Annotated in this window: 20 protein-coding genes and 1 pseudogene; 1 reads left to right on the plus strand and 20 read right to left on the minus strand. The window is 48.7% G+C overall.

Annotation, left to right across the window (positions count from 1 at the left end):
- Positions 1-72: 72 nt before the first annotated feature.
- On the plus strand, positions 73-261 hold the full coding sequence (gene rpmB / locus EPH95_RS04670; RefSeq protein WP_142087770.1) for a 50S ribosomal protein L28: 189 nt from the start codon (positions 73-75) through the stop codon (positions 259-261).
- Between the two features lie 450 nt (positions 262-711).
- Here the strand turns inward: rpmB and spoVM are convergent, their stop codons facing one another.
- The 20 genes and pseudogenes from spoVM to EPH95_RS04770 all read right to left on the minus strand — a co-directional run.
- Positions 712-792, minus strand: a complete 81-nt coding sequence (gene spoVM / locus EPH95_RS04675) for a stage V sporulation protein SpoVM (RefSeq protein WP_142091481.1) — start codon at positions 790-792, stop codon at positions 712-714.
- A gap of 159 nt (positions 793-951) precedes the next feature.
- On the minus strand, positions 952-1,602 hold the full coding sequence (gene rpe, locus EPH95_RS04680) for a ribulose-phosphate 3-epimerase (protein WP_142087771.1): 651 nt from the start codon (positions 1,600-1,602) through the stop codon (positions 952-954).
- A gap of 3 nt (positions 1,603-1,605) precedes the next feature.
- Positions 1,606-2,469, minus strand: coding sequence for a ribosome small subunit-dependent GTPase A (rsgA, locus tag EPH95_RS04685; RefSeq protein ID WP_142087772.1), 864 nt, complete (start codon positions 2,467-2,469; stop codon positions 1,606-1,608).
- A 27-nt stretch (positions 2,470-2,496) separates the two neighbouring features.
- Positions 2,497-4,452 carry a Stk1 family PASTA domain-containing Ser/Thr kinase gene (gene pknB, locus EPH95_RS04690; protein ID WP_142087774.1) on the minus strand — a complete coding sequence of 652 codons (1,956 nt, stop codon included), beginning with the start codon at positions 4,450-4,452 and terminating at the stop codon, positions 2,497-2,499.
- Positions 4,449-5,195 (minus strand): Stp1/IreP family PP2C-type Ser/Thr phosphatase, encoded by a 747-nt coding sequence (locus tag EPH95_RS04695; RefSeq protein WP_142091482.1) that lies wholly within the window; start codon positions 5,193-5,195, stop codon positions 4,449-4,451. The genes pknB and EPH95_RS04695 overlap by 4 nt, the downstream gene beginning before the upstream one ends.
- 4 nt (positions 5,196-5,199) lie before the next feature.
- A complete protein-coding gene (rlmN, locus tag EPH95_RS04700) occupies positions 5,200-6,234 on the minus strand; it encodes a dual-specificity RNA methyltransferase RlmN (RefSeq protein WP_227004119.1) in 1,035 nt (344 codons plus the stop codon).
- A gap of 29 nt (positions 6,235-6,263) precedes the next feature.
- Complete coding sequence (rsmB, locus tag EPH95_RS04705; protein WP_227004049.1) at positions 6,264-7,619, minus strand: 16S rRNA (cytosine(967)-C(5))-methyltransferase RsmB; 1,356 nt, start codon at positions 7,617-7,619, stop codon at positions 6,264-6,266.
- Positions 7,600-8,538, minus strand: a complete 939-nt coding sequence (gene fmt, locus EPH95_RS04710; RefSeq protein ID WP_142091484.1) for a methionyl-tRNA formyltransferase — start codon at positions 8,536-8,538, stop codon at positions 7,600-7,602. The genes rsmB and fmt overlap by 20 nt, the downstream gene beginning before the upstream one ends.
- Positions 8,539-8,579: 41 nt before the next feature.
- Positions 8,580-10,976 carry a primosomal protein N' gene (gene priA, locus EPH95_RS04715; RefSeq protein ID WP_405127417.1) on the minus strand — a complete coding sequence of 799 codons (2,397 nt, stop codon included), beginning with the start codon at positions 10,974-10,976 and terminating at the stop codon, positions 8,580-8,582.
- Positions 10,954-12,180, minus strand: a complete 1,227-nt coding sequence (gene coaBC / locus EPH95_RS04720; RefSeq protein WP_142087778.1) for a bifunctional phosphopantothenoylcysteine decarboxylase/phosphopantothenate--cysteine ligase CoaBC — start codon at positions 12,178-12,180, stop codon at positions 10,954-10,956. Before coaBC ends, priA begins: the two co-directional genes overlap by 23 nt.
- Before the next feature lie 291 nt (positions 12,181-12,471).
- Entirely contained in the window at positions 12,472-13,374 is a 903-nt protein-coding gene (locus EPH95_RS04725) for a nuclease-related domain-containing protein (protein WP_142087779.1), read from the minus strand.
- 99 nt (positions 13,375-13,473) lie between these two features.
- The gene (rpoZ, locus tag EPH95_RS04730; RefSeq protein ID WP_142087781.1) at positions 13,474-13,674 is read right to left on the minus strand and encodes a DNA-directed RNA polymerase subunit omega; all 201 of its coding nucleotides are present in this window, start codon (positions 13,672-13,674) and stop codon (positions 13,474-13,476) included.
- On the minus strand, positions 13,675-14,289 hold the full coding sequence (gene gmk / locus EPH95_RS04735; protein WP_142091485.1) for a guanylate kinase: 615 nt from the start codon (positions 14,287-14,289) through the stop codon (positions 13,675-13,677).
- A gap of 87 nt (positions 14,290-14,376) precedes the next feature.
- Positions 14,377-14,637: an extracellular matrix/biofilm regulator RemA gene (remA, locus tag EPH95_RS04740; protein WP_142087782.1), complete on the minus strand. Its 261-nt coding sequence runs from the start codon at positions 14,635-14,637 to the stop codon at positions 14,377-14,379.
- Between the two features lie 22 nt (positions 14,638-14,659).
- Entirely contained in the window at positions 14,660-15,541 is an 882-nt protein-coding gene (locus EPH95_RS04745; RefSeq protein ID WP_142087784.1) for a YicC/YloC family endoribonuclease, read from the minus strand.
- A gap of 221 nt (positions 15,542-15,762) precedes the next feature.
- Positions 15,763-16,371, minus strand: coding sequence for a trimeric intracellular cation channel family protein (locus EPH95_RS04750; RefSeq protein ID WP_142087785.1), 609 nt, complete (start codon positions 16,369-16,371; stop codon positions 15,763-15,765).
- 260 nt (positions 16,372-16,631) lie between these two features.
- Positions 16,632-17,660 carry an NAD-dependent formate dehydrogenase gene (locus tag EPH95_RS04755; RefSeq protein WP_142087787.1) on the minus strand — a complete coding sequence of 343 codons (1,029 nt, stop codon included), beginning with the start codon at positions 17,658-17,660 and terminating at the stop codon, positions 16,632-16,634.
- 207 nt (positions 17,661-17,867) lie between these two features.
- On the minus strand, positions 17,868-18,212 hold the full coding sequence (locus EPH95_RS04760) for a hypothetical protein (protein ID WP_142087789.1): 345 nt from the start codon (positions 18,210-18,212) through the stop codon (positions 17,868-17,870).
- A gap of 234 nt (positions 18,213-18,446) precedes the next feature.
- On the minus strand, positions 18,447-18,818 hold the full coding sequence (locus EPH95_RS04765) for a Na-translocating system protein MpsC family protein (protein ID WP_227004051.1): 372 nt from the start codon (positions 18,816-18,818) through the stop codon (positions 18,447-18,449).
- A 171-nt stretch (positions 18,819-18,989) separates the two neighbouring features.
- Positions 18,990-19,306: pseudogene (locus EPH95_RS04770) on the minus strand (biotin synthase BioB); the annotation flags it as partial.
- Between the last annotated feature and the right edge of the window lie 296 nt (positions 19,307-19,602).

Raw genomic sequence — 19,602 nt, forward strand, 5'->3', positions numbered from 1 at the left:
TTGCGATTAACGGTCAGTTTGTGCTAAGATATTGGGGTGAAATCATACAGGTTGGATAAAGGAGGTCATCGAATGTCCAGAAAATGCGTCGTTACCGGACGAGGTCCATCATCCGGGAACAAACGTTCACACGCGAATAACTCAACGAAACGCCGTTGGGGCGCGAACGTACAAAAAGTACGGATTTTGGTCAACGGAAAACCCAAAAAGGCCTACGTATCGACCAAAGCTTTGAAAGCCGGCAAAGTCACGCGCGTTTAAGCGCCGACCGCCGGCTTTTTCTTTTTTAATTTTACAGAGGAATGGCGGGATGGCGTTTCGCGATCTCTTCTTTCTTATTTGTACGCATGGGAGCTTCATGGTTACCGAAATTATGTTCTTCTCTAGTGCTCGATCAAGTACGGGCGTCATACGTTCTGTTTTTGGCAATCCCTCCTATTATAGTTCGTTTTAACCCTTCTTTGAAATGTAGCTCGCGATATAATTTCACGCTTCTGACTAATATTATATCGCGAGAAAGCTCTTTGCGATCATATTTTACGTACCTTCACCTAAATTATATCGTATTGTTCGTGTATACGTTATAATTTAGATGATTTTTCCGAAATTATATCGCAATGCAAGCGTATCTATCCCCCCACGGAAAACGGAGGCTATGCTCCTGAATCATAACGGAAAAAGCACCGGCTAAACCCGGTGCCTTCCCCTTCCTTATCCTTTTTTAAACGAGCCTAGTACAGCGCGTACGAACCCTCCCACAAATTTCGGCAGCTTAATGGTATAAAATTTCATCACTATTCCTCCTTGAAGGCCAGCTTTATGCACGGACAGCCAATGATGGCACATACGGATTCTTCTATATGTATATTCACCATTCCCGAAATAGTACATTAAAATTTTTATTTTTTTCTTTCTTCCCACAAGATGCCGAAGATAAGCCCTCTCAAACGCCTACAAGTCCCCCCGCAGCTTTCGAAACGCCTCGCCTCGATCCTCCTGTTTGAACACGTAGGAGCCGGCAACGAGGAGGTTTGCGCCCGCTTGGATGCACATTGGGGCCGTTTCCCCATCAACCCCGCCGTCCACTTCGATCCAAATGTTTTCATTCATTTCTTTTGCCATCGTTTTGACGTCAGTGATTTTTTGCAACACGCCTCGGATAAATGATTGGCCGCCAAAACCGGGGTTTACGGTCATTAACAACACAAGGTCAATGTCTTCCAAAACATGCCGGAGCACGTCAACAGGCGTATGAGGGTTGATGGCGACCCCCGCTTTTGCTCCCTGCTCCTTGATCAAATGGACGGTTCGATGCAGGTGGGGGCAGGCTTCCGCGTGAACAGTAACGATCTCAGCCCCGGCCTGAACGAACGCGGGTATATAATGTTCCGGCTGTTCGATCATCAAATGCACATCCAACGGTAACGCGGTGGATCGCCGGGATGCTTCGACGATCATAGGGCCGATCGTAATGTTGGGCACAAAATGACCGTCCATCACGTCGACGTGAATCATATCTGCGCCCGCTTCCTCCACTGAAACGATTTCTTCTTTTAATGATGCAAAATCAGCTGCCAAAATAGACGGGGCAATTTTCACCATCGGTCAATACCTCCTGCTCTCTTCTACTTCATTAAAAAAATGCTGGTAATGCTTATAGCGATTGCCGTCAATTTCGCCTCGTTCAACAGCCGCTTTCACGGCGCATCCATCCTCTTTCCGGTGGGTGCAGCCCCGATATTTACAGTCCATTCTCGCGGCGCTGATTTCCGGAAAACAGTCTTGCACCAATTCCAAATCAATGCCTGTAAAATCCAGGGAACTAAAGCCGGGCGTATCGGCAACACTTCCGCCGCCAACGCTTAAAAGTTCCACATGGCGGGTCGTATGCTTTCCCCGTTCCAAACCCTCGGAGATGCCGCCCGTTTCCAATTCCAAATCGGGCGATACACGATTGAGAAGCGTCGACTTCCCTACCCCCGAGGGACCGGCCAAAACAGACACACGATCTTGAAAATAAGGCAGCAGCTGCTCCCCAAGGCTTTCATCGCTCTCGGAAGGAACGATCACCGGGTAACCGACGTCTTCGTATACCTTCCGGTATCCGTGAAACAACACTCGTTCCTTTTCCGAAGCAATATCGTTTTTCGTAACGACGATCACTGCCTCCACATTCATGGCCTCTGCATGGACGAGGATACGATCGAGCAAATACCCGGAAAACGCAGGTTTCGTAATGGAAAAGACGAGCAAAACCTGATCAATATTGGCCATCGGCGGGCGATGCAACACGTTTGTGCGCGGGTGAACAGCCGTGATATAGTCATCCGCGAACGTGACATAATCGCCTACCAACGGTTTTATTTTTTGTTTTCGGAATAACCCACGCGCGCGACAACGAAAAACAGAACCCTCGCTTTTCACATCATAGAAACCGCCAACGGATTTCACAATTTGCCCTTCTTGCACATGGAACCTCCTTTACGCATCCCCGAATTAGTCTTCATAGGAAAATGAATTTGATTGCACTTCCTCTCCATCGACATAGAGCGTGTAGGAGCCGTCCGTGTCTGGCGTTACTTCAAGGGGAACATGATACGTCGTTGACTCACTGATCTCCTCTTCTTCATATGTCTCCGGACCGTCTGTCGTGGAGTCTTCATATTCGATTTCGATATCATAAACGTCATCATCGCCATTCATCTCCGATACTTCGACCGGAATCACCGCTTCCACCGTTTGCACCGGTTCTTCTTCCTCTTCTTCCGGCGGAGGGCCGTCGGAGATGACAAAATTAATTTCACTTCCTTGCGACACGGTAACATACGGCCCCGGATCGTGGGAAATCACGTCCCCTTCCGGCACGCTTTCCGAATGGCTCCTTTGAAAAGAACCGTTTAAATTGTTGGCTTCCAAATAATTGTCGACCCCTTGTTGAGATGTCCCGCTAAGATCCTCAATGGTGACTTCCGGCGCCTCGCTGTACGTGAGCTGCACGGTCGTTTCACCGGGGACAACTTCTTCTTCGGCAGATGGACTTTGCTCGATGACCAGATCCTCGGCAACGTCTTCCGTTGGCTGGGCTGTAAGATTCACGTCTTCAAAGTCTTGCAATTCCTCGGCCGCTTGTTCATATTGCAAGCCGACGACATCCGGCACCTCCACGGTCTCCGGACCTTCGCTTACGGAAAGCGTCACCGTCTGCCCTTCACGAACAGTTCTCCCCGCGCTTGGATCTTGATGAAAGATCTCGCCTTCTTCCGCTTCTTCGTGGAATTCATATTCCGTTTCCGGCTGTAGGTTCAGCGCCTCCAGCTCTTCGATCACTTCCTCTTCTTCGGATCCGACCACATCCGGAACATCGACTTCATCCGGTCCCAATAGTGCAGGAACGACGGTAAAAGCAGCGATGATCGCGATCAGCACCAAAAACGCGACTCCCGCGATTTTCCAAAACCTTCGTTTCTTTTTTTTCCCGCTCGGCACCGGCTCGGCAAGCGTTTCCGACGTTTCTTCGCTCCCTTCGCCGTTTGTTGCCTTTGTATCTTCCCCTTCGTTTGAGAGGCCAACGGCGGGAATCGGGCGCGTGCTTTCTTCGTCGGGGTCGGCAATGTGGACCGGCGCTTCATTGAAGCGTTCCGGTGATAAGGCTGTTTCCCCGTCCACATACATTTTTTCCACATTTTCATAGCGCTGCAACGGATCTTTTGCCGTCGCTTTGCGAATGATATTATTCACGCTTTCGGGCAGATCACTTCGAAGGTCTTTCGCGTTTGGAAATGGGTCCTGCAAATGCTTGAGCGCGATGGAAACAGCCGAATCGGCGTTGAAAGGCAAGAGGCCGGTGACCATTTCAAAAAGGGTGACGCCGATCGCGTAGATATCCGTTTTCGTCGTCAGCGTCCCCGCGCGCGCCTGCTCCGGGGACATGTAGTGGACGGATCCGAGCACTGAGTTCGTCTGGGTAATCGTCGCTGCCGAGGATGCCCGGGCGATCCCGAAATCCGTAACTTTTACAGTTCCGTCTTCATCGAGCAATATGTTTTGCGGCTTGATATCGCGATGAATGATGCCTTGCTCGTGGGCATAGGCAATCGCGCTTGTCAATTCCGAAAAAATCCGCATCGCCTCGGGAAAAGGCAACGCCCCTTCGTTAACAATTTTATCCTTGAGGGTATTGTTGCGCATATACTCCATGACAATATAAAAAATTCCATCATTTTCGCCTAAATCATAAATATCAACGATATTCGTATGCACCAGACTCGTGGCTGCCTCCGCCTCCCGGCGAAATCGCCGCACGAACGCATCATCATCGACGTGTTGAGGCTGAAGAACCTTCACGGCAACGTCCCGTTCAAGAATGATGTCACGGGCCCGATACACGTGAGCCATCCCGCCGCCAATATAAGCTTGTACCTCATACCGCCCGTCGATACGCTCTCCAATCATGAATCGGCCCCCTCCTCATCATGATGCGCGAGGATGACACTAATGTTATCCTCGCCCCCGCGCGCGAGCGCCTCTTGGATAAGGGCGTCAGCAGCTTCAGCCATCGAGTCTACGCCGATCAGCTTCGCTTCAACGTCCATCTCCCCCAATTTATCCGAAAGCCCGTCTGAACAGAGCAATAAGACGGAGTGGGGCGAGAAATCATGGGCACCCACGTCCACTTCGATCTCTTCTTCGGTGCCGATTGCCCGGATGAGCACGTTGCTGCGCGGATGGTTTTCGGCTTCGTCCCGGGACAGCTGGCCTTTTTTGACAAGTTCATTAACGAGGGAATGATCGCTCGTCACTTGTTCGATCGTTCGCGATTGCAACCGATAAGCGCGGCTGTCTCCGACGTGGGCAACGACCATCATGTCGTTATAAAGCACCGAAGCAATCACCGTCGTTCCCATCCCCTTAAAAGCAACTTCGTCACTGGATTTGGAAAAAACCGCACGGTTCGCCCTTTTAATTTCCTTTTCCAACCAATCCTTAATGGCATCGATATCGTTTTGGGGCGGATGGTTTTGCCAGGATTCCCGCAACGCTTCCACAACCATCTCGCTCGCCACATCTCCGGCACGGTGCCCGCCCATGCCGTCGGCAACGACGGCGAGTGTCATGTCCTCGCCATAAAAAAGGCCTCCGGCGTCTTCGTTATGGCTTCGAACGTTTCCTACGTCTGTCCTGAACACCGTTTCCATCGGTTCACCCCGTTTCTTTCGCCCGCAACTGCCCGCAGGCGGCATCAATGTCATGGCCTTGTTCCCTGCGAATCGTGACATTGACTCCGCGTGCTTTCAACGTGCGTTCAAAGGCAAAAATATCCGCACGCGTCGAACGAATATAGTCTTTTTCGGGCACATCATTAACGGGAATCAAGTTTACGTGCCCATTCGTATGGCCGATTAAATCCGCGAGTTCTTCGGCATGCTCCACTTGATCGTTCACGCCTCCGAAAAGCCCGTATTCATACGTGACACGGCGATTCGTTTTGTTTTGGTAATAGTCAATCGCATCCATCAATTTATGCACCGGAAAAGCCCGGTTAATCGGCATCAAGCGCCCCCGGATTTCCGAATTTGGCGCATGCAGGGAAACCGCAAAATTGATTTGCATTCCTTCCTCTGCAAAGCGGTAGATTTTAGGAACCATTCCGCTCGTGGAAACCGTAATATGGCGCGCGCCGATATTCAATCCTTCATCATCATTGACCGTACGCAAGAACGCCATCAAGTTATCGTAGTTATCGAACGGCTCCCCGATGCCCATCACGACAATCGAATCGACCCGCTCCCCGCTTTCGTCAAGGGCACGTTGGACATCAAGCACTTGCGCAACGATTTCACCGGCTTCCAAATTCCGCTGCAAGCCTCCAAGCCCGGAAGCGCAAAACGTACATCCCAAGCGGCACCCGACCTGTGTCGTGACGCAAAGGCTGTTGCCGTAATCGTGGCGCATCAATACCGTCTCAATGGAATAGCCATCCTCGAGTTCAAACAAGAATTTGATCGTGCCGTCAGTGGACGTTTGCCGAAGTTTTTCGTGCAATCGCGTTAATGAGAACTCCTCTTCTAGTTTCTCCCGCAACGCTTTCGGCAAGTTGGTCATTTCTTCCATGCTGCCGACCCGCTTTTGATACAGCCATTCGAATACCTGTTTTGCGCGGAAGGCAGGTTCCCCGTTCTCTTTCATCCATTCCTTGCAGCCCTCATAAGTCAACGACAGCAAGGAAGGCTTCATCGCTTTTGTTGCTTCTTTTTGCAATGCTTTCACGTTTGGTCACCTCGTTTCTTCATGGCAGCAATAAAAAAACCATCGCTATCGTATTGCTGCGGGAAAATCAACCTCTGGCCAGGGTTTTCTGTCTCTAGGCCGAGACGTGCATCCAATGTGTCATCCAGTTCAAACGAAGGGTTGTTTTTCAGAAAGGCAGCGATCACGTCTTCGTTTTCCGCCGGCATCACTGTACACGTGCTGTAGACAAGTATTCCGCCCGGCTTCAATGCATGGGCGGCCGCCTCCAAAATGTTGATTTGCAAAGCGGCAAGTTGTTCGATCTCTTTGGGGTCGATGTGCCATTTAATGTCAGGTTTGGCTCTTAAAACACCGAGCCCGCTGCACGGCGCATCAACGAGCACTCGATCATAGGTTTTTGTTTCGATGTTCCCGGCAAGCTCGGTGGCATCACTCGCTTGCGCGTTGATGCTTTCTAAACCTAAGCGCTCTGCCTGCTCGGCAATAAGCGTGCGTTTATGGTCGTGGATGTCATTGGCGAGCACTTCGCCATCGTCATTCATCCGTTCGGCGATGTGGGCCGCCTTGCCTCCGGGGGCGGCACATGCATCAAGCACACGCATCCCCGGTTGCGGATCCAGCGCATCTGTCACGCGCATCGAGCTTTCGTCTTGAAAAGAAAAAGCCCCCCGTTCGAACAACGCGCTGTGCAACGCTTGCCCTTCCATAACGATTAAACTGTCGGGAGAAAGCTTCCCCGGGGTTGTTTTCACCCCATCCGCTTCCAACTTTTCCTGCAAGGCCAATCGGTCGGTTTGCAGCCGATTCACGCGCAACGTCGTATACGCGCGCTCGGCGTTTGCCTCACACATGGCCTCGGTCACGGCTTCCCCGTACGTGTTTATCCATGTACGCACGAGCCATTCCGGATGTGACGTGGAGAGCGCTATCCGTTGGACGGGGTCGAAAAGGGCACGATAATCCGGAAGGCCTTGGCGGGCAACGTTTCGAAGCACACCATTGACAAAGCCTTTCAATCCGCCCCTGCCCCAAGCTTTTGCGAGTTCCACGCCTTCATGGATGGCCGCGCGCTCCGGCACCCGATCCATAAAAAGCAATTGGTATACGCTCATACGCAGAATTGTTTTCACCCTGCGGTCGGTTTTGCGGAGCGGTTGTTTCATGACGCGTCCGAGCACATCATCGATCGTATTCAAGCGTTTGATCGTCCCGTACACGACTTCGGTGACAAAACGCGCATCCACTTCCTCCAGCGGCTGTTCACGAAGCGCTTCATGCAACGCAAGGTGGCTGTACGCCCGGTCAAACAAAACACGGTCCAGGATTTTTGCCGCCTGCATGCGCGGCTGTTTATCCGTCATTTTCGCCATTGCCGAATACCTCTCCTGCTGCCAAAGATTGTCCGCGCCCACGCAGAAAATCGCTGACGGCCATTTTTTTCTTGCCGGCCGGTTGCACTTCCTGTAAAAGAACCCCGTGTTCGTCTCCGCAAACGACGATAATGCCTTCATCTGCCAAGCGAACAACTTCGCCAGTTTTTTTGTGCGGATAGCGTTCATTTGCACGGGACGCGCCCCAAATTTTCAACCGGTCATTCCCCCAATGGGTATAGGCGACGGGCCAAGGGTTCATGCCGCGAATCTGATTATATACAGCTTCGGCAGATTTTTGCCAATCAATACGTTCCTGGCCGCGCGAAAGGTTTGGCGCATACGTCACGTGCGCTTCCTCCTGCGGTTCGGCAACGACGGTTTCCACGGCAATCGCCGGCAATGTCTCGCGCAAGAGATCGGCCCCGAGCGCGCTTAGCTTGTCATGAAGCGTTCCGGCAGTGTCCGTCTCCTCGATGGGAAGGGACGCTTGCGCGAGCATATCCCCGGCATCCAGTTTCTTCACCATATACATAAGGGTGACGCCCGTTTCTTTTTCCCCGTCGATCACTGCCTGGTGGATCGGGGCGCCGCCGCGGTATTTCGGCAAAAGAGAAGCATGGACATTCACACAACCGAAGGCCGGTCCAGATAAGAGCGATTCCGGCAGCAATTGGCCGTAAGCGGCGGTGACAATAAGGTCCGGCTTTGGCTCCAGAATATCCGGTACCGCTTCTTTCACCTTTTCCGGCTGTAAAACCTTCAAGCTGAGCCGTTCCGCCTCTTCCTTGACCGGTGGCTTCGCCGGTTGTTGCTTTCGCCCTTTCGGCCGGTCCGGCTGGGTGACGACGTTAACAATCGTATGCCCCTCGTCTACGAGCATGCGAAGTACCGGAACGGCAAAGTCGGGCGTTCCCATAAATACAATTTTCACGCTTTCAAATCCTCCTATTTCGCCATTTACATGAACATGTTCGGGTCCCGGTCGATCGTAATAAACCTTTGGTCTTGTTGCAATTCCTTTTGGTAATAGCTGAATAATTCATGTAACACGTCCGTAATTTCTGGCTCATCCCTGTATTTTATCATGCATTGGCAACGATATCTATCTTTAATGCGCGCGATGGGTGAAGGAGTCGGCCCGAGAATAACGGCATCGTCCCCCAAACGGGCGCGCAACAGCTTGGCCGCGTGCGTTCCCGCCTTCATCGCGGTGGCGTACGTGGCATGGGCAAATGTAATCAATGTAAGAAAATAATACGGCGGATAACCCGCTTGTTTCCGTTGCCCTAATTCTTTTTTAAAAAAAGATAAATAGTCATGCGTTTGCGCGTGTTGAATCGCGTAATGCTCCGGCGTGTACGATTGGATGATGACTTCCCCTGCTTTTTCCGCGCGTCCGGCACGACCGCTCACTTGCGTCAACAATTGGAACGTTCGCTCTTGCGCCCGAAAATCAGGGAGGTGCAATAGCGTATCCGCGGCAAGCACCCCGGCGAGCGTAATGTTCGGGAAATCCAGGCCTTTCGCGATCATTTGCGTCCCGAGCAGAATCTCGGCATCGCCGTTTCCGAATTGTTTTAACAGCCGTTCGTGGGCGCCCTTGCGTTTCGTTGTGTCATTGTCCATGCGAATGATGCGAGCCTCGGGAAGGAGCTGTTGCAATTCTTCCTCTACACGCTGGGTGCCGGTGCCAAAAAAACGGATATGCGTGCTTTCGCAACTGGGGCAACGTTCATAAACACGCTCCTCATGGCCGCAATAATGGCATTTCAACTGGCTGTCGCGGCGATGGAACGTGAGCGAGATTTCACAATGGGGGCACATGCCCACATAGCCGCAATTGCGGCACATGACAAACGTCGAAAAGCCGCGCCGGTTTAAAAAGAGCACCGCTTGCTCGCCTTTTTCGGTGCGATCGCGCAGCTTGTCCAATAGCGTTGTCGAAAAAACGGAACGGTTCCCCTCGCGCATTTCCGCCCGCATATCAACGGTTTCAATGGCCGGCAGCGGCTGTTGGTTGATCCGATCAGGCAGGGACAGAAGGTGATACACCCCTTTGGCTGCCCGCGCGTAACTTTCCATGGAAGGGGTCGCGCTCCCGAGGAGCACCGGGCAACAATGTCGCTCGCTTCGCCAGATCGCGATTTCACGCGCGTGATAACGGGGGTGCTCTTCTTGCTTGTACGTGCTCTCATGTTCTTCATCGATGACGACGAGACCGAGATTCGTAAACGGCGCAAAAACAGCCGAGCGTGCTCCGACAGCGACTTGCACGCGTTGTTCCTGGATTTTTTTCCATTCGTCAAAACGTTCGCCGACGGAGAGCGCACTGTGCAGGACAGCTACATTAGCGCCAAACCGCCGTTTAAACCGTTCCACCATTTGCGGGGTGAGCGATATTTCCGGCACGAGCACGATCGCTTCTTTTCCCTGTTTTAGAACCCGGTCAATGGCTTGCAAATAGATTTCGGTTTTCCCGCTTCCCGTGACCCCGTGCAGCAGCATTGTAGAGCCTTGGGGCTGATCGATCGTTTCCTCGAGTTGGGCAAGTACGCGGGACTGGCCAACAGTAAGTGTCGCTTTTTCTTCGCTCCCGTCGCCTTCGGCACTCGTGTACGGATTGCGGTCGATGACGATTTCTTTTTCCTGTAAAAAGCCGTTTTTGACGAGGGTATTAATGACGGCACGGGAAAGCGACAATTGGTGGATGAGCGTTTGGATCGCAACCTCGGTTTTCCCGTAATGATCGGAAATCAACGCGAACGTTTCGTGTTGCTTCTTCGTCGCGGGTTTTTCCTCAACGTCGGATGGCACCGTAACCGCTTTGGCTGTTCGGTGCTTTGCCCGGTCTTTGAGCTCGTAGCGTTCGGTGATTTGCCGCTGTTCCACCGCCGAACGGATATCACGCAGGAGGCGGGCGTCGCCCGGAACGTCCGCCCAGCTTCGTTCACCCGCCTGGCCAAAAAACGCTTGTATGTTCATGGGCAAGTCCGATCGCTCGGATTCAACAACGGCTATTTTTTTCACAGCCTTCGCACGCATCGCCGCCGGAATCATCGCTTGAAAAGCGGTAATTTGAAAACAGATCGTTTCTTTCGACATCCACGCGCCCAACGCCAATAACTCTTCATTCAAAACAGGCGTAATGTCGAGCAGTTCCGCAACACTTTTTACTTTTTCAAGGTTTGTTTCGCTTACAATGTCCACGATAAAACCGGTCAATTTTCGCTGTCCGAAAGGAACGAGCGCGCGCATTCCTATGCTCGCTGTTTGCGCGAGCGCATCGGGCAAATGATAATCGAAAGGGTGGTCGGTTCCGCCGCTCGGAACATCAACGATGATTTTCGCGTACACGTTCACCGTCTCCCTCAAAAAATGGTCGGATCTCTTCCAGCAAATGATGCGCGAGGTCTTCTTTGCTCTGTTTTTCGTATTCGATGCTTTCGTGATCCCGGCGAAAGATCGTGATTTGATTATCATCACTTGCAAAACCGATGCCTTTTTCATTGACATTGTTGGCGACAATCATGTCAAGGTTTTTCTCCTGGATCTTCTTCTCAGCATATTGCGCCAAATTCTCGGTCTCGGCGGCGAACCCGACGAGAATCTGCTTATCCTTGCGGCGGCCGAGTTCTCCGAGGATGTCGACCGTGCGGACCATGTGGATCGATAAATCACCATCGCTTTTTTTCACTTTGTGCGGAAACGTCTCGTCCGGCGTGTAATCGGCCACTGCCGCTGTTTTGATGACGAGATCGACGTCATCGTATAATGGCGCAATCGCGTCGAGCATGTCTTGGGCGGACGTCACATCAATACGCCTCACCCCCGGCGGCGTCGGCAATTCCGTCGGACCGGTGACGAGGGTCACTTCTGCCCCTTGCGCCTGGGCCGCTTGGGCGACGGCAAAGCCTGTTTTTCCGGAGGACCGATTGGACAAAAACCGCACCGGGTCAATGATTTCTCGCGTCGGCCCCGCGGAAACAAGCACTTTTTTTCCTTTTAAATACGGCAATGACGGGGGTTTACCGTTCTCCAGAAACGCGAAAATATCCTCCGGTTCCGCCATGCGCCCTTTGCCGATCCAACCACAAGCCAAATAACCGGAACCGGGCTCAATGAAACCGACACCGCGCGCTTCCAATTTGTGGATATTTTCAACAACGGCCGGATGTTCAAACATGTTCACGTTCATGGCAGGCGCGATATAGACAGGCGCCCGTGTCGCCAGTAGCGTCGTCGTGAGCATATCATCGGCAATCCCGTTCGCATATTTTCCGATGAGGTCGGCCGTGGCAGGCGCGACCACAACGTTATCCGCCCAATCGGCGACATCAATGTGGGCAACCTTGTCCACTTCTTCTTCACTAAATGTATCTATATAGACTCGGTCCCGCGTTAAAGCCTGGAACGTTAACGGAGTGATGAATTCACGGGCACCCTCGGTCATGATGACTTTTACGTTCGCGCCCGCCTGGTGCAATTTGGAAGCAAGCGCGGCCGCTTTAAATGCAGCAATCCCGCCGGTGACACCGAGAATAATATTTCTGTCTTTCATCGTAAGCTCCTTCCCATATGCTTTTACACGCATTATATCATTCCGGTTGTCGAATTACAGCGTTTTATGATGATTTATCATATTGGGTGGGGGGGATGGGAGGACTCCAACGCTCATACGATATAATTTCGGAAACAATGCATAAAATACGTTCGCAAAGGAAGCTCTCGCGATATAATACTAGACATAATTCGGGAAATAACATCGCAAACAGTATTTTGACGATATAATTTTGGATACATCTCACGATATACAATCGCAAGACACGGATACTGGTAAACTTTACTATAATCAATCAACATAATAGGATGACCTTCCATCACCAACGCGTTTAAAATGATTCAATAATATCTGTCTGACTTTTTGGCTGGACCCTTGCATCCCGCCCCATTCATAAAGCCCTTTGGTTGTGACTTTCCGATCCGGAAAAAGAAATCGATATTCGGCTACGCTCCGCATAACGGCTGTTTCGGTGTCTTCCACCATTCCGCATCTGGAACAAAAGAATTTTTTTCTCCGATGTTGCATAAACGACCGGCACCCTGCACATACCACACCCTTTTCCAACCCGTCGAAATCATACTCAGGTAGTCGCATATGAGGGTTATCCGTTGAATGTAACGCGAGTAATTGCTTGGCGAGCTGTTCGTGTTTTCGATTTATTTTAGCATTCATTCTGTTTAATTGTTTCAAAAACCGGGGCACTTGAGGCGTAAACACAGCAGGGAGGTCCGGGGGAGCGCTGTACAGGTAAAATTCAGGGTGGGTAAAAACAAGGAAGTATTCAATCGGGATATTGATTCGAAGTTGTTGAAGCAGCTTTCGAAGTAGCGTTGTGCTCCGTCTCATTTGGAGCAGAGGATCTTGGATCTCAACGCCGGATATTGTCTTCCACTTATCACCATCAATGTAAAAGTCTCCAGCACTATGTTTGGCGTCCAACATATAAATCTTTTCTTGAAAAACAAGCAGCGAATCGATTTGAAAAATCCGGCGGTTCTGTTCGAGTAACAGGTCGTTGATAACGAGGCAATCAGAGGATAAGTTTTCCAACCAGGCATCCATGATTCGTTCTCCGGCATAACCTTGCTCGAGATTCATATAATGCTGGTCATCCGGGAGGGTCATTCGCGCACGTAACATTCGCAAAAACCTTAATTCGACAGGTGTGTCACGCGGTTTAAGAAGCTTCATCGCCCACGTCCTCTCTTTACATTTTTAATTTTCGAAAATTCAATTGTGCCATAAAATAAACCCCCGTGCTTCATCCAACAACACGGGGCGTCATTCCAACTACTCTTTTTTAATCGTCAAGTGCCCTTCATGAATTTCTTCAAGGGCGATGCCGACGAGTTTGTTTGAGCGGGGTTTTTCGAGCGTCGACTGGTGGTCTTCGGTTTCTTGGAGCTCACGTGCCCGTTGCGCGGCGATCGTGACGATGGAATACTTCGAATCGATCTTTGTGAGCAATGCGTCGATGGATGGATTAATCATTTACTTCACCTCCACGAATTCTCGGTAGTGGTCGATGACACGGTCTCTGCGGCAATGTTCGGCTTCCACGATGGAGCGGATTCTTTGTACCGCTTTGGCCACGTCATCGTTTTCCACGACATAATCATATTGTGCCATCATTTCAATTTCTGCCTGGGCGACCGACATGCGTTCATCAATGAGTTCGCTGTTTTCGGTGCCTCTTTCTTCGATGCGTTTACGCAACTCGGAGAGATCCGGCGGTGCCAAAAAGATAAACACGCCCTCCGGGTAACGTTCCCTTACTTTCGCGGCTCCCTGGACTTCAATTTCCAATATAATGTCAGCCCCCGTTTGCACGGTGTCGGTGACATTTTGCAAGGGCGTTCCATAATAATTGTTTACATACTTTGCCCATTCCAACAGTTCGCCGTTGGCGATCATTTCCTTAAACGCCGCTTCGCTTTTAAAAAAATAATTCACCCCGTCTTTCTCGCCTTCCCGCGGTGCACGTGTAGTGGCGGAAACGGAGTAGTTGATCGAATCATCGACGGCGCGCAATGCATTGCAAACCGTTCCTTTTCCTACTCCCGCGGGTCCGGAAAGAACGATGAGCAGCCCTTCATCTTTTTTCACCATTGTTCATCCTTCCATCGGCGTTCTTGGCGTACATTATTCCCAACATATCCCATCGTGGCAAGCGCTATACCCTCGGCGCGGGGATTAATCGTCATCGTTCTCTTCTTTCGTCGTTAATCGTTGCGCGACGGTTTCAGGTTGGACAGCCGATAGGATCACGTGATCACTGTCTACAATGACTACCGCTCGTGTGCGCCGCCCGTATGTCGCGTCGATGAGCATATTGCGCTCGCGGCCTTCTTGAATGATGCGTTTGATCGGCGCAGACTCGGGGCTAACGATGGCAATGATACGGTTCGCGGAAACGATATTTCCAAAACCGATGTTAATCAATTTAATACTCAATGGTAACCCTCTTTTCCAATTTCTATTCGATATTCTGCACCTGTTCCTTCACCTTTTCAAGGATGCTTTTCATCTCGACGACTACTGTTGAAAAATTTTGGTCATTGCCTTTGGCTCCAACCGTATTCACTTCGCGATTCATTTCCTGCGTAATAAAATCTAGTTTGCGGCCGATGGCTCCCGTCTCTTTTAATGTCTCTTTGCACTGCTTGATATGCGCGTTCATTCTGGCCAACTCTTCGCTTACATCGCTTTTGTCTGCAAAAACGGCGACTTCCGTGAGCAAACGCTCTTCATCAACCGTACCGGCGATCTCTTTCATTTTTTGCTCGAGCCTTTGCCGGTAACGGGCTTGCACTTCGGGAACCCGCGCTACCAATTTATCCAAGCATTGGGACATATGCTGCAAATGATTTTCTACATCATGGGAAAGCAACCGCCCCTCTTTATTTCGCATTTCCGTCAACCTGTTGCAAGCGGTTCTCATTGTGTTCAAGAACGCTTGGTGGACGGCAGGAACTTCTTCTGTTTCTTCCTGAATGGAGACGATTTGTTCATTAAGCAAAAAATCATTCAATGAAAGCTTCCCATCAAAAACACCGAGCGCTTGTAATTGTTCTGCCTCCTGCACATATTGGCGCAACAGATGCCAATCAGTATGTAGACGTTTTTCTACGCCAAGGGCGGAGGGAGTTCCGGTAAACGTGACGGTTATATCCACCTTGCCTCTCAGCACCATATCATTTACGATTTTACGTGCGTCTTCTTCCCGGCCTCGGAGGGGCGCAGGCAACTGAAAGCGGACGTCAAGAAAGCGGTGGTTCACGCTTTTTATTTCAACGCTGATCCGTCCATCTCCAAGCCTTTCCTCCGCAAATCCGTAACCGGTCATACTCGTGACCATTGTGTATCACATCCACTTTTCTCATTTTAAACAATTTTAACGATAAGGACAAGGTGTCAAGGCAAAAAATCATTAATTCCGATGGAAGAACCATGATTTCCGAAACATAAAAGGCGTATGAGGCAGCAACTGTATAGACAGGTACGGGGGGCTGTCCTGAAAAAGAAAGCTCCCGCGAAAGTATCTAAATTTCACGGGAACATTCTCGAAAACACTTGTTTTTAAAAGTTGTTTTTTTTGATGGTGCCTGGGAGACCAAAATTTAAATTAAACCTAACGGCTGCCATACGAATCGTTACTACAGCAAAGACAGCCAGGGAAAGTTGAAGGGGGTTTGTCCAATCTAGCCACACGTAAATTCCACAAAAGATGGCTAACACAGCATGAATTTCTTCTTTTAATGCCAGGGGCTTCCGTCCGGCCAAAAGATCCCGAATCATTCCCCCGCCCAATCCGGTAAACATTGCAGCCAAAATCATGAGACCTAAAGGACCATTAAAATCCCTTACTGACAGTGCGCCATCCAATGCGAAAGTGGCAAGGCCAATTGAGTCAAAGAGGTTCCCCCACTTCTTCCAGTGCTGAGTCCATCTTAACGGCAGTAGTACGATTATAGTCAGTGTCACAAACACTATGGTAATCGTACCGGAATCCCAAAGCTCGGAAACAGGAGCTCCAATTAGAAGATTCCTTACGGTCGCTCCTCCAAAAGAAGTCGTTAACCCTAATACATATACTCCTGTAAATGAATATTTCGCTTCGATTGCTACAAGGGCCCCGCTAATTGCATATGCCATTATGCCAATGATGTGTAAAACGGTCCAAGACAACTTTTCACACACCCCCCATTTTATAAAAAACTCCTCCACAGGCATACAGGCTGAATGACAACAAGTAACCCTATGGGGGAGTAACAATTAGTAGCTCGCACAAAGCTGGAACGCTTTGAATTAAGAATAAACACTGCAAAATGGGCTGCTTTCACACAATGGCTTGAGCCTGTGATGTTTCCATCTTCTGCAATCACATCTTTTGAAAGAACTTTGTAAGAATATCCTTTGACGACATGGATTTACGTCGTTTTACTTATTTACCGTTTGTTGGTTTGATAACTTTGATGTGAAACCTTATTTTTATTAACAATGATATATTCTTCTCTTATTGGTGTATTTGACATTAAGTTTTCAAGCATTTCTTGCACACCTTTTTGGATTCTTTCTTGTGCTTCAACAGTCATACCTGAATAATGAACAGTTAATCCTGTTTGTTTAAGTGAACGCCATGGGTGAGATTTAGGTGCTGGTTGTGGATCCCAAACATCTCCGCCATATCTTATACGGTCCTCATTGACCGCTTCCACAACTGCATGTTTGTCTACAATGGCACCGCGGGCACAGTTAACAAGGACAGCATTTTCTTTCATTTGACTTAATGCTTCCTGATCAAATTTGTTTTCGGTATCTGCTGTTAATGGGGATTGAACAATGATTACATCGGAACTTCGAATAAGTTCGTCAAAATCAACATATTGGATTCCAATCTTGTTTTCTATATCTTTTTTTCTAAATGGATCATTGTATTGTAATTTAACATCAAAAGGTTTTAAGCGTTCTGCTGTTAATTGTCCGATTCGCCCAAAACCAAAAATGCCTATTGTTTTATCTAATAACTCATAGGCACCAGAGCCTACCTTCGGTAAATCCCATTCGCCTTCTTCTGCTTGTCTATGTCCTTCTTCATAATTTCTTAAAAGCAGTAATGTTTCCATCACATTCTGTTCAGCAACACTTTCGTTATTACTGCCCGTTACTTCAGCCACCGTAACTCCATTTTCTGCTGCTGCCTCAATATCAACGTGGTCAGAGCCAATGCCCGCAGTAATGGCCATTTTAAGGTTTGTTGCCTTTTCAATACGTTCTTTTGTAATATACGCAGGGAAAAATGGCGATGATATAATAACTTCCATATCTTCAACGTGCTGATTAACTTCCGTATCATCAGTTACCAAGATGAGCTCATGATCCGTCTCTTTTAAGAAATCCACTAAGCCTAATGATTCCTCTTTCGTTAATAATTGTGAGGAACTCGTAGATTCCGGGAATAATGCAACGATTTTCATTTTACATCTCTCCTTATTTAGTCCAAATTAAATGAATTACGTTCGTTTTTTGCACCTTGAGTTTAACCAGGTTATCACCCCCTAAACATTAGAAAGCCTTAGTTGCACTTATGTAGGTAAGAAAGTTGATCTATACTTTCTTACCCACTAAAAAACCACCATCCTTTTCAAGATCATTTCTGATCTAAAAAGAATGGTGGTTAGCTATTAGCACATACGGTACCATTGGCCAATCCGCCATGAGTTTTTATAGATAGTTTTAAAGTACTCGATATTAGTATCATGATGGTGGTTAGCCATTAGCATACATATACCATTGGACCAACCCACCATAATAGTGCTTACGTGAATGGTTGTCAGTTTGATAAACAGACTATCATTTTTTTCAGTGTTATGCAAGTTATCAATTTTTAGTGTGTCATCCCATTCATGATGAAGATTATGCTGCCAAAGCCTACTTACATTCCAATGTGCCAATTTTGTTTGGATGAAAAGGCTAGCTAAATTTGTTACATGCTGATTTTCTGATTGCATTTTTCTAAATTGAGTCATTTTCGATGCCCCGAAGAAAACTTTATTGTTTCGTGTTCGACAACTGATTCTCGCAACCTCTTTCTTTGCTATTCGGAAATAAACGCTTGGTTGCATTTCCTACATAACCGGAGGTCTTTCAAAATAAAAACCACCATCGTTTCAGATCAGACTTGCTCCGAAACGATGGTGGTTAGTGTTCAGCACGTACGTACTTAAAACCAATCCTCCATTAACGAAAACAGGTGTTCAATTTTACGGTTTATCTATAGGTTCGTCGAAGACGAAAATCGAAATCGCTTCATCGTTTTCCACGTGAATATCTGCAAATAGTTTCACGAAATTGGCTCCGACCAATTCTTCCATATCAGCAGGGCGTTCCTGATTGTACAACTCTTTAATCATTTGTGTGCGAGCTTGCCAAATCATTGTGCGCCCTTTTTCAGTACGGGTAATAAATTGTTCCACCGGGCTTAGGTTGCCGCTCATATGAGCAATGGCCCACTTCCCGTGGAAGGAAACTTTAATGTGTTCAGGTCCTTTGCCAATATGCTCTTTTCTGTATGAACGCACCATATTGGCAAACTGCTGCTCTGTCCTGTGCACGGGCGATACCAGGACTTTCACCTTCCTTCATACCCAGAAACTATGAAATTTCCTTTTCTATTTCCAACATATCACTTTCTGATGTATGTTTCAAGTTTAGCTCGATTCCCGAAACATGAAAAAGATTAAATATTCATTTTTCAACCCCAGTGGTTTATATACCAGAATCTTTTCTTTCAATGCATGCTCACATCATTTAGCTGCCAAACTAGCTTTCATCTCTGCTACTGATTCAATTTCAAATCCTAAATCGACCAACATGTCTTGATCTTCTGTATCCTCTTGCCCCTCTGTGGTTAAGTAGTTGCCTACAAAAATGGAGTTCGCAGCATATAGTCCTAACGGTTGCAAAGAACGAAGGTTAACTTCCCGACCCCCAGAGATTCGAATTTCTTTAGTGGGGTTCACAAAACGGAATAACGCTAAAACTTTCAAGCAATACATGGGGTTCAATTCGTGTACCCCTTCTAGTGGCGTTCCGTCAATGGATGTAGAAAATTAACCGGGATTGGCGATCCAGTTTTCTACCTTTTTATCATGTCAGGCGCGTTGATTATCCAAATTTATCCGATAAAATAGCTTACTCAAATATAACGCTTCGTGAAGCCCTATTAAAGATGAAAAGGATGTTAAACATACCGTGTTTTGTTATTTGTGGACAAATTTGGCGTTCAGCTACCATTATGAGTCCCCAAAACCCGAGCCTGAGGACTCATCTGGCTTCTGAACAACACTTTGAGTCCGCAGGCCTTGTTCCTGAGGACTCATCAGATACTAAGCATTGGTTTCTCGTTTCATACCGAAA

The sequence above is a fragment of the Salicibibacter halophilus genome (assembly GCF_006740705.1).
GTDB lineage: Bacteria > Bacillota > Bacilli > Bacillales > Marinococcaceae > Salicibibacter > Salicibibacter halophilus.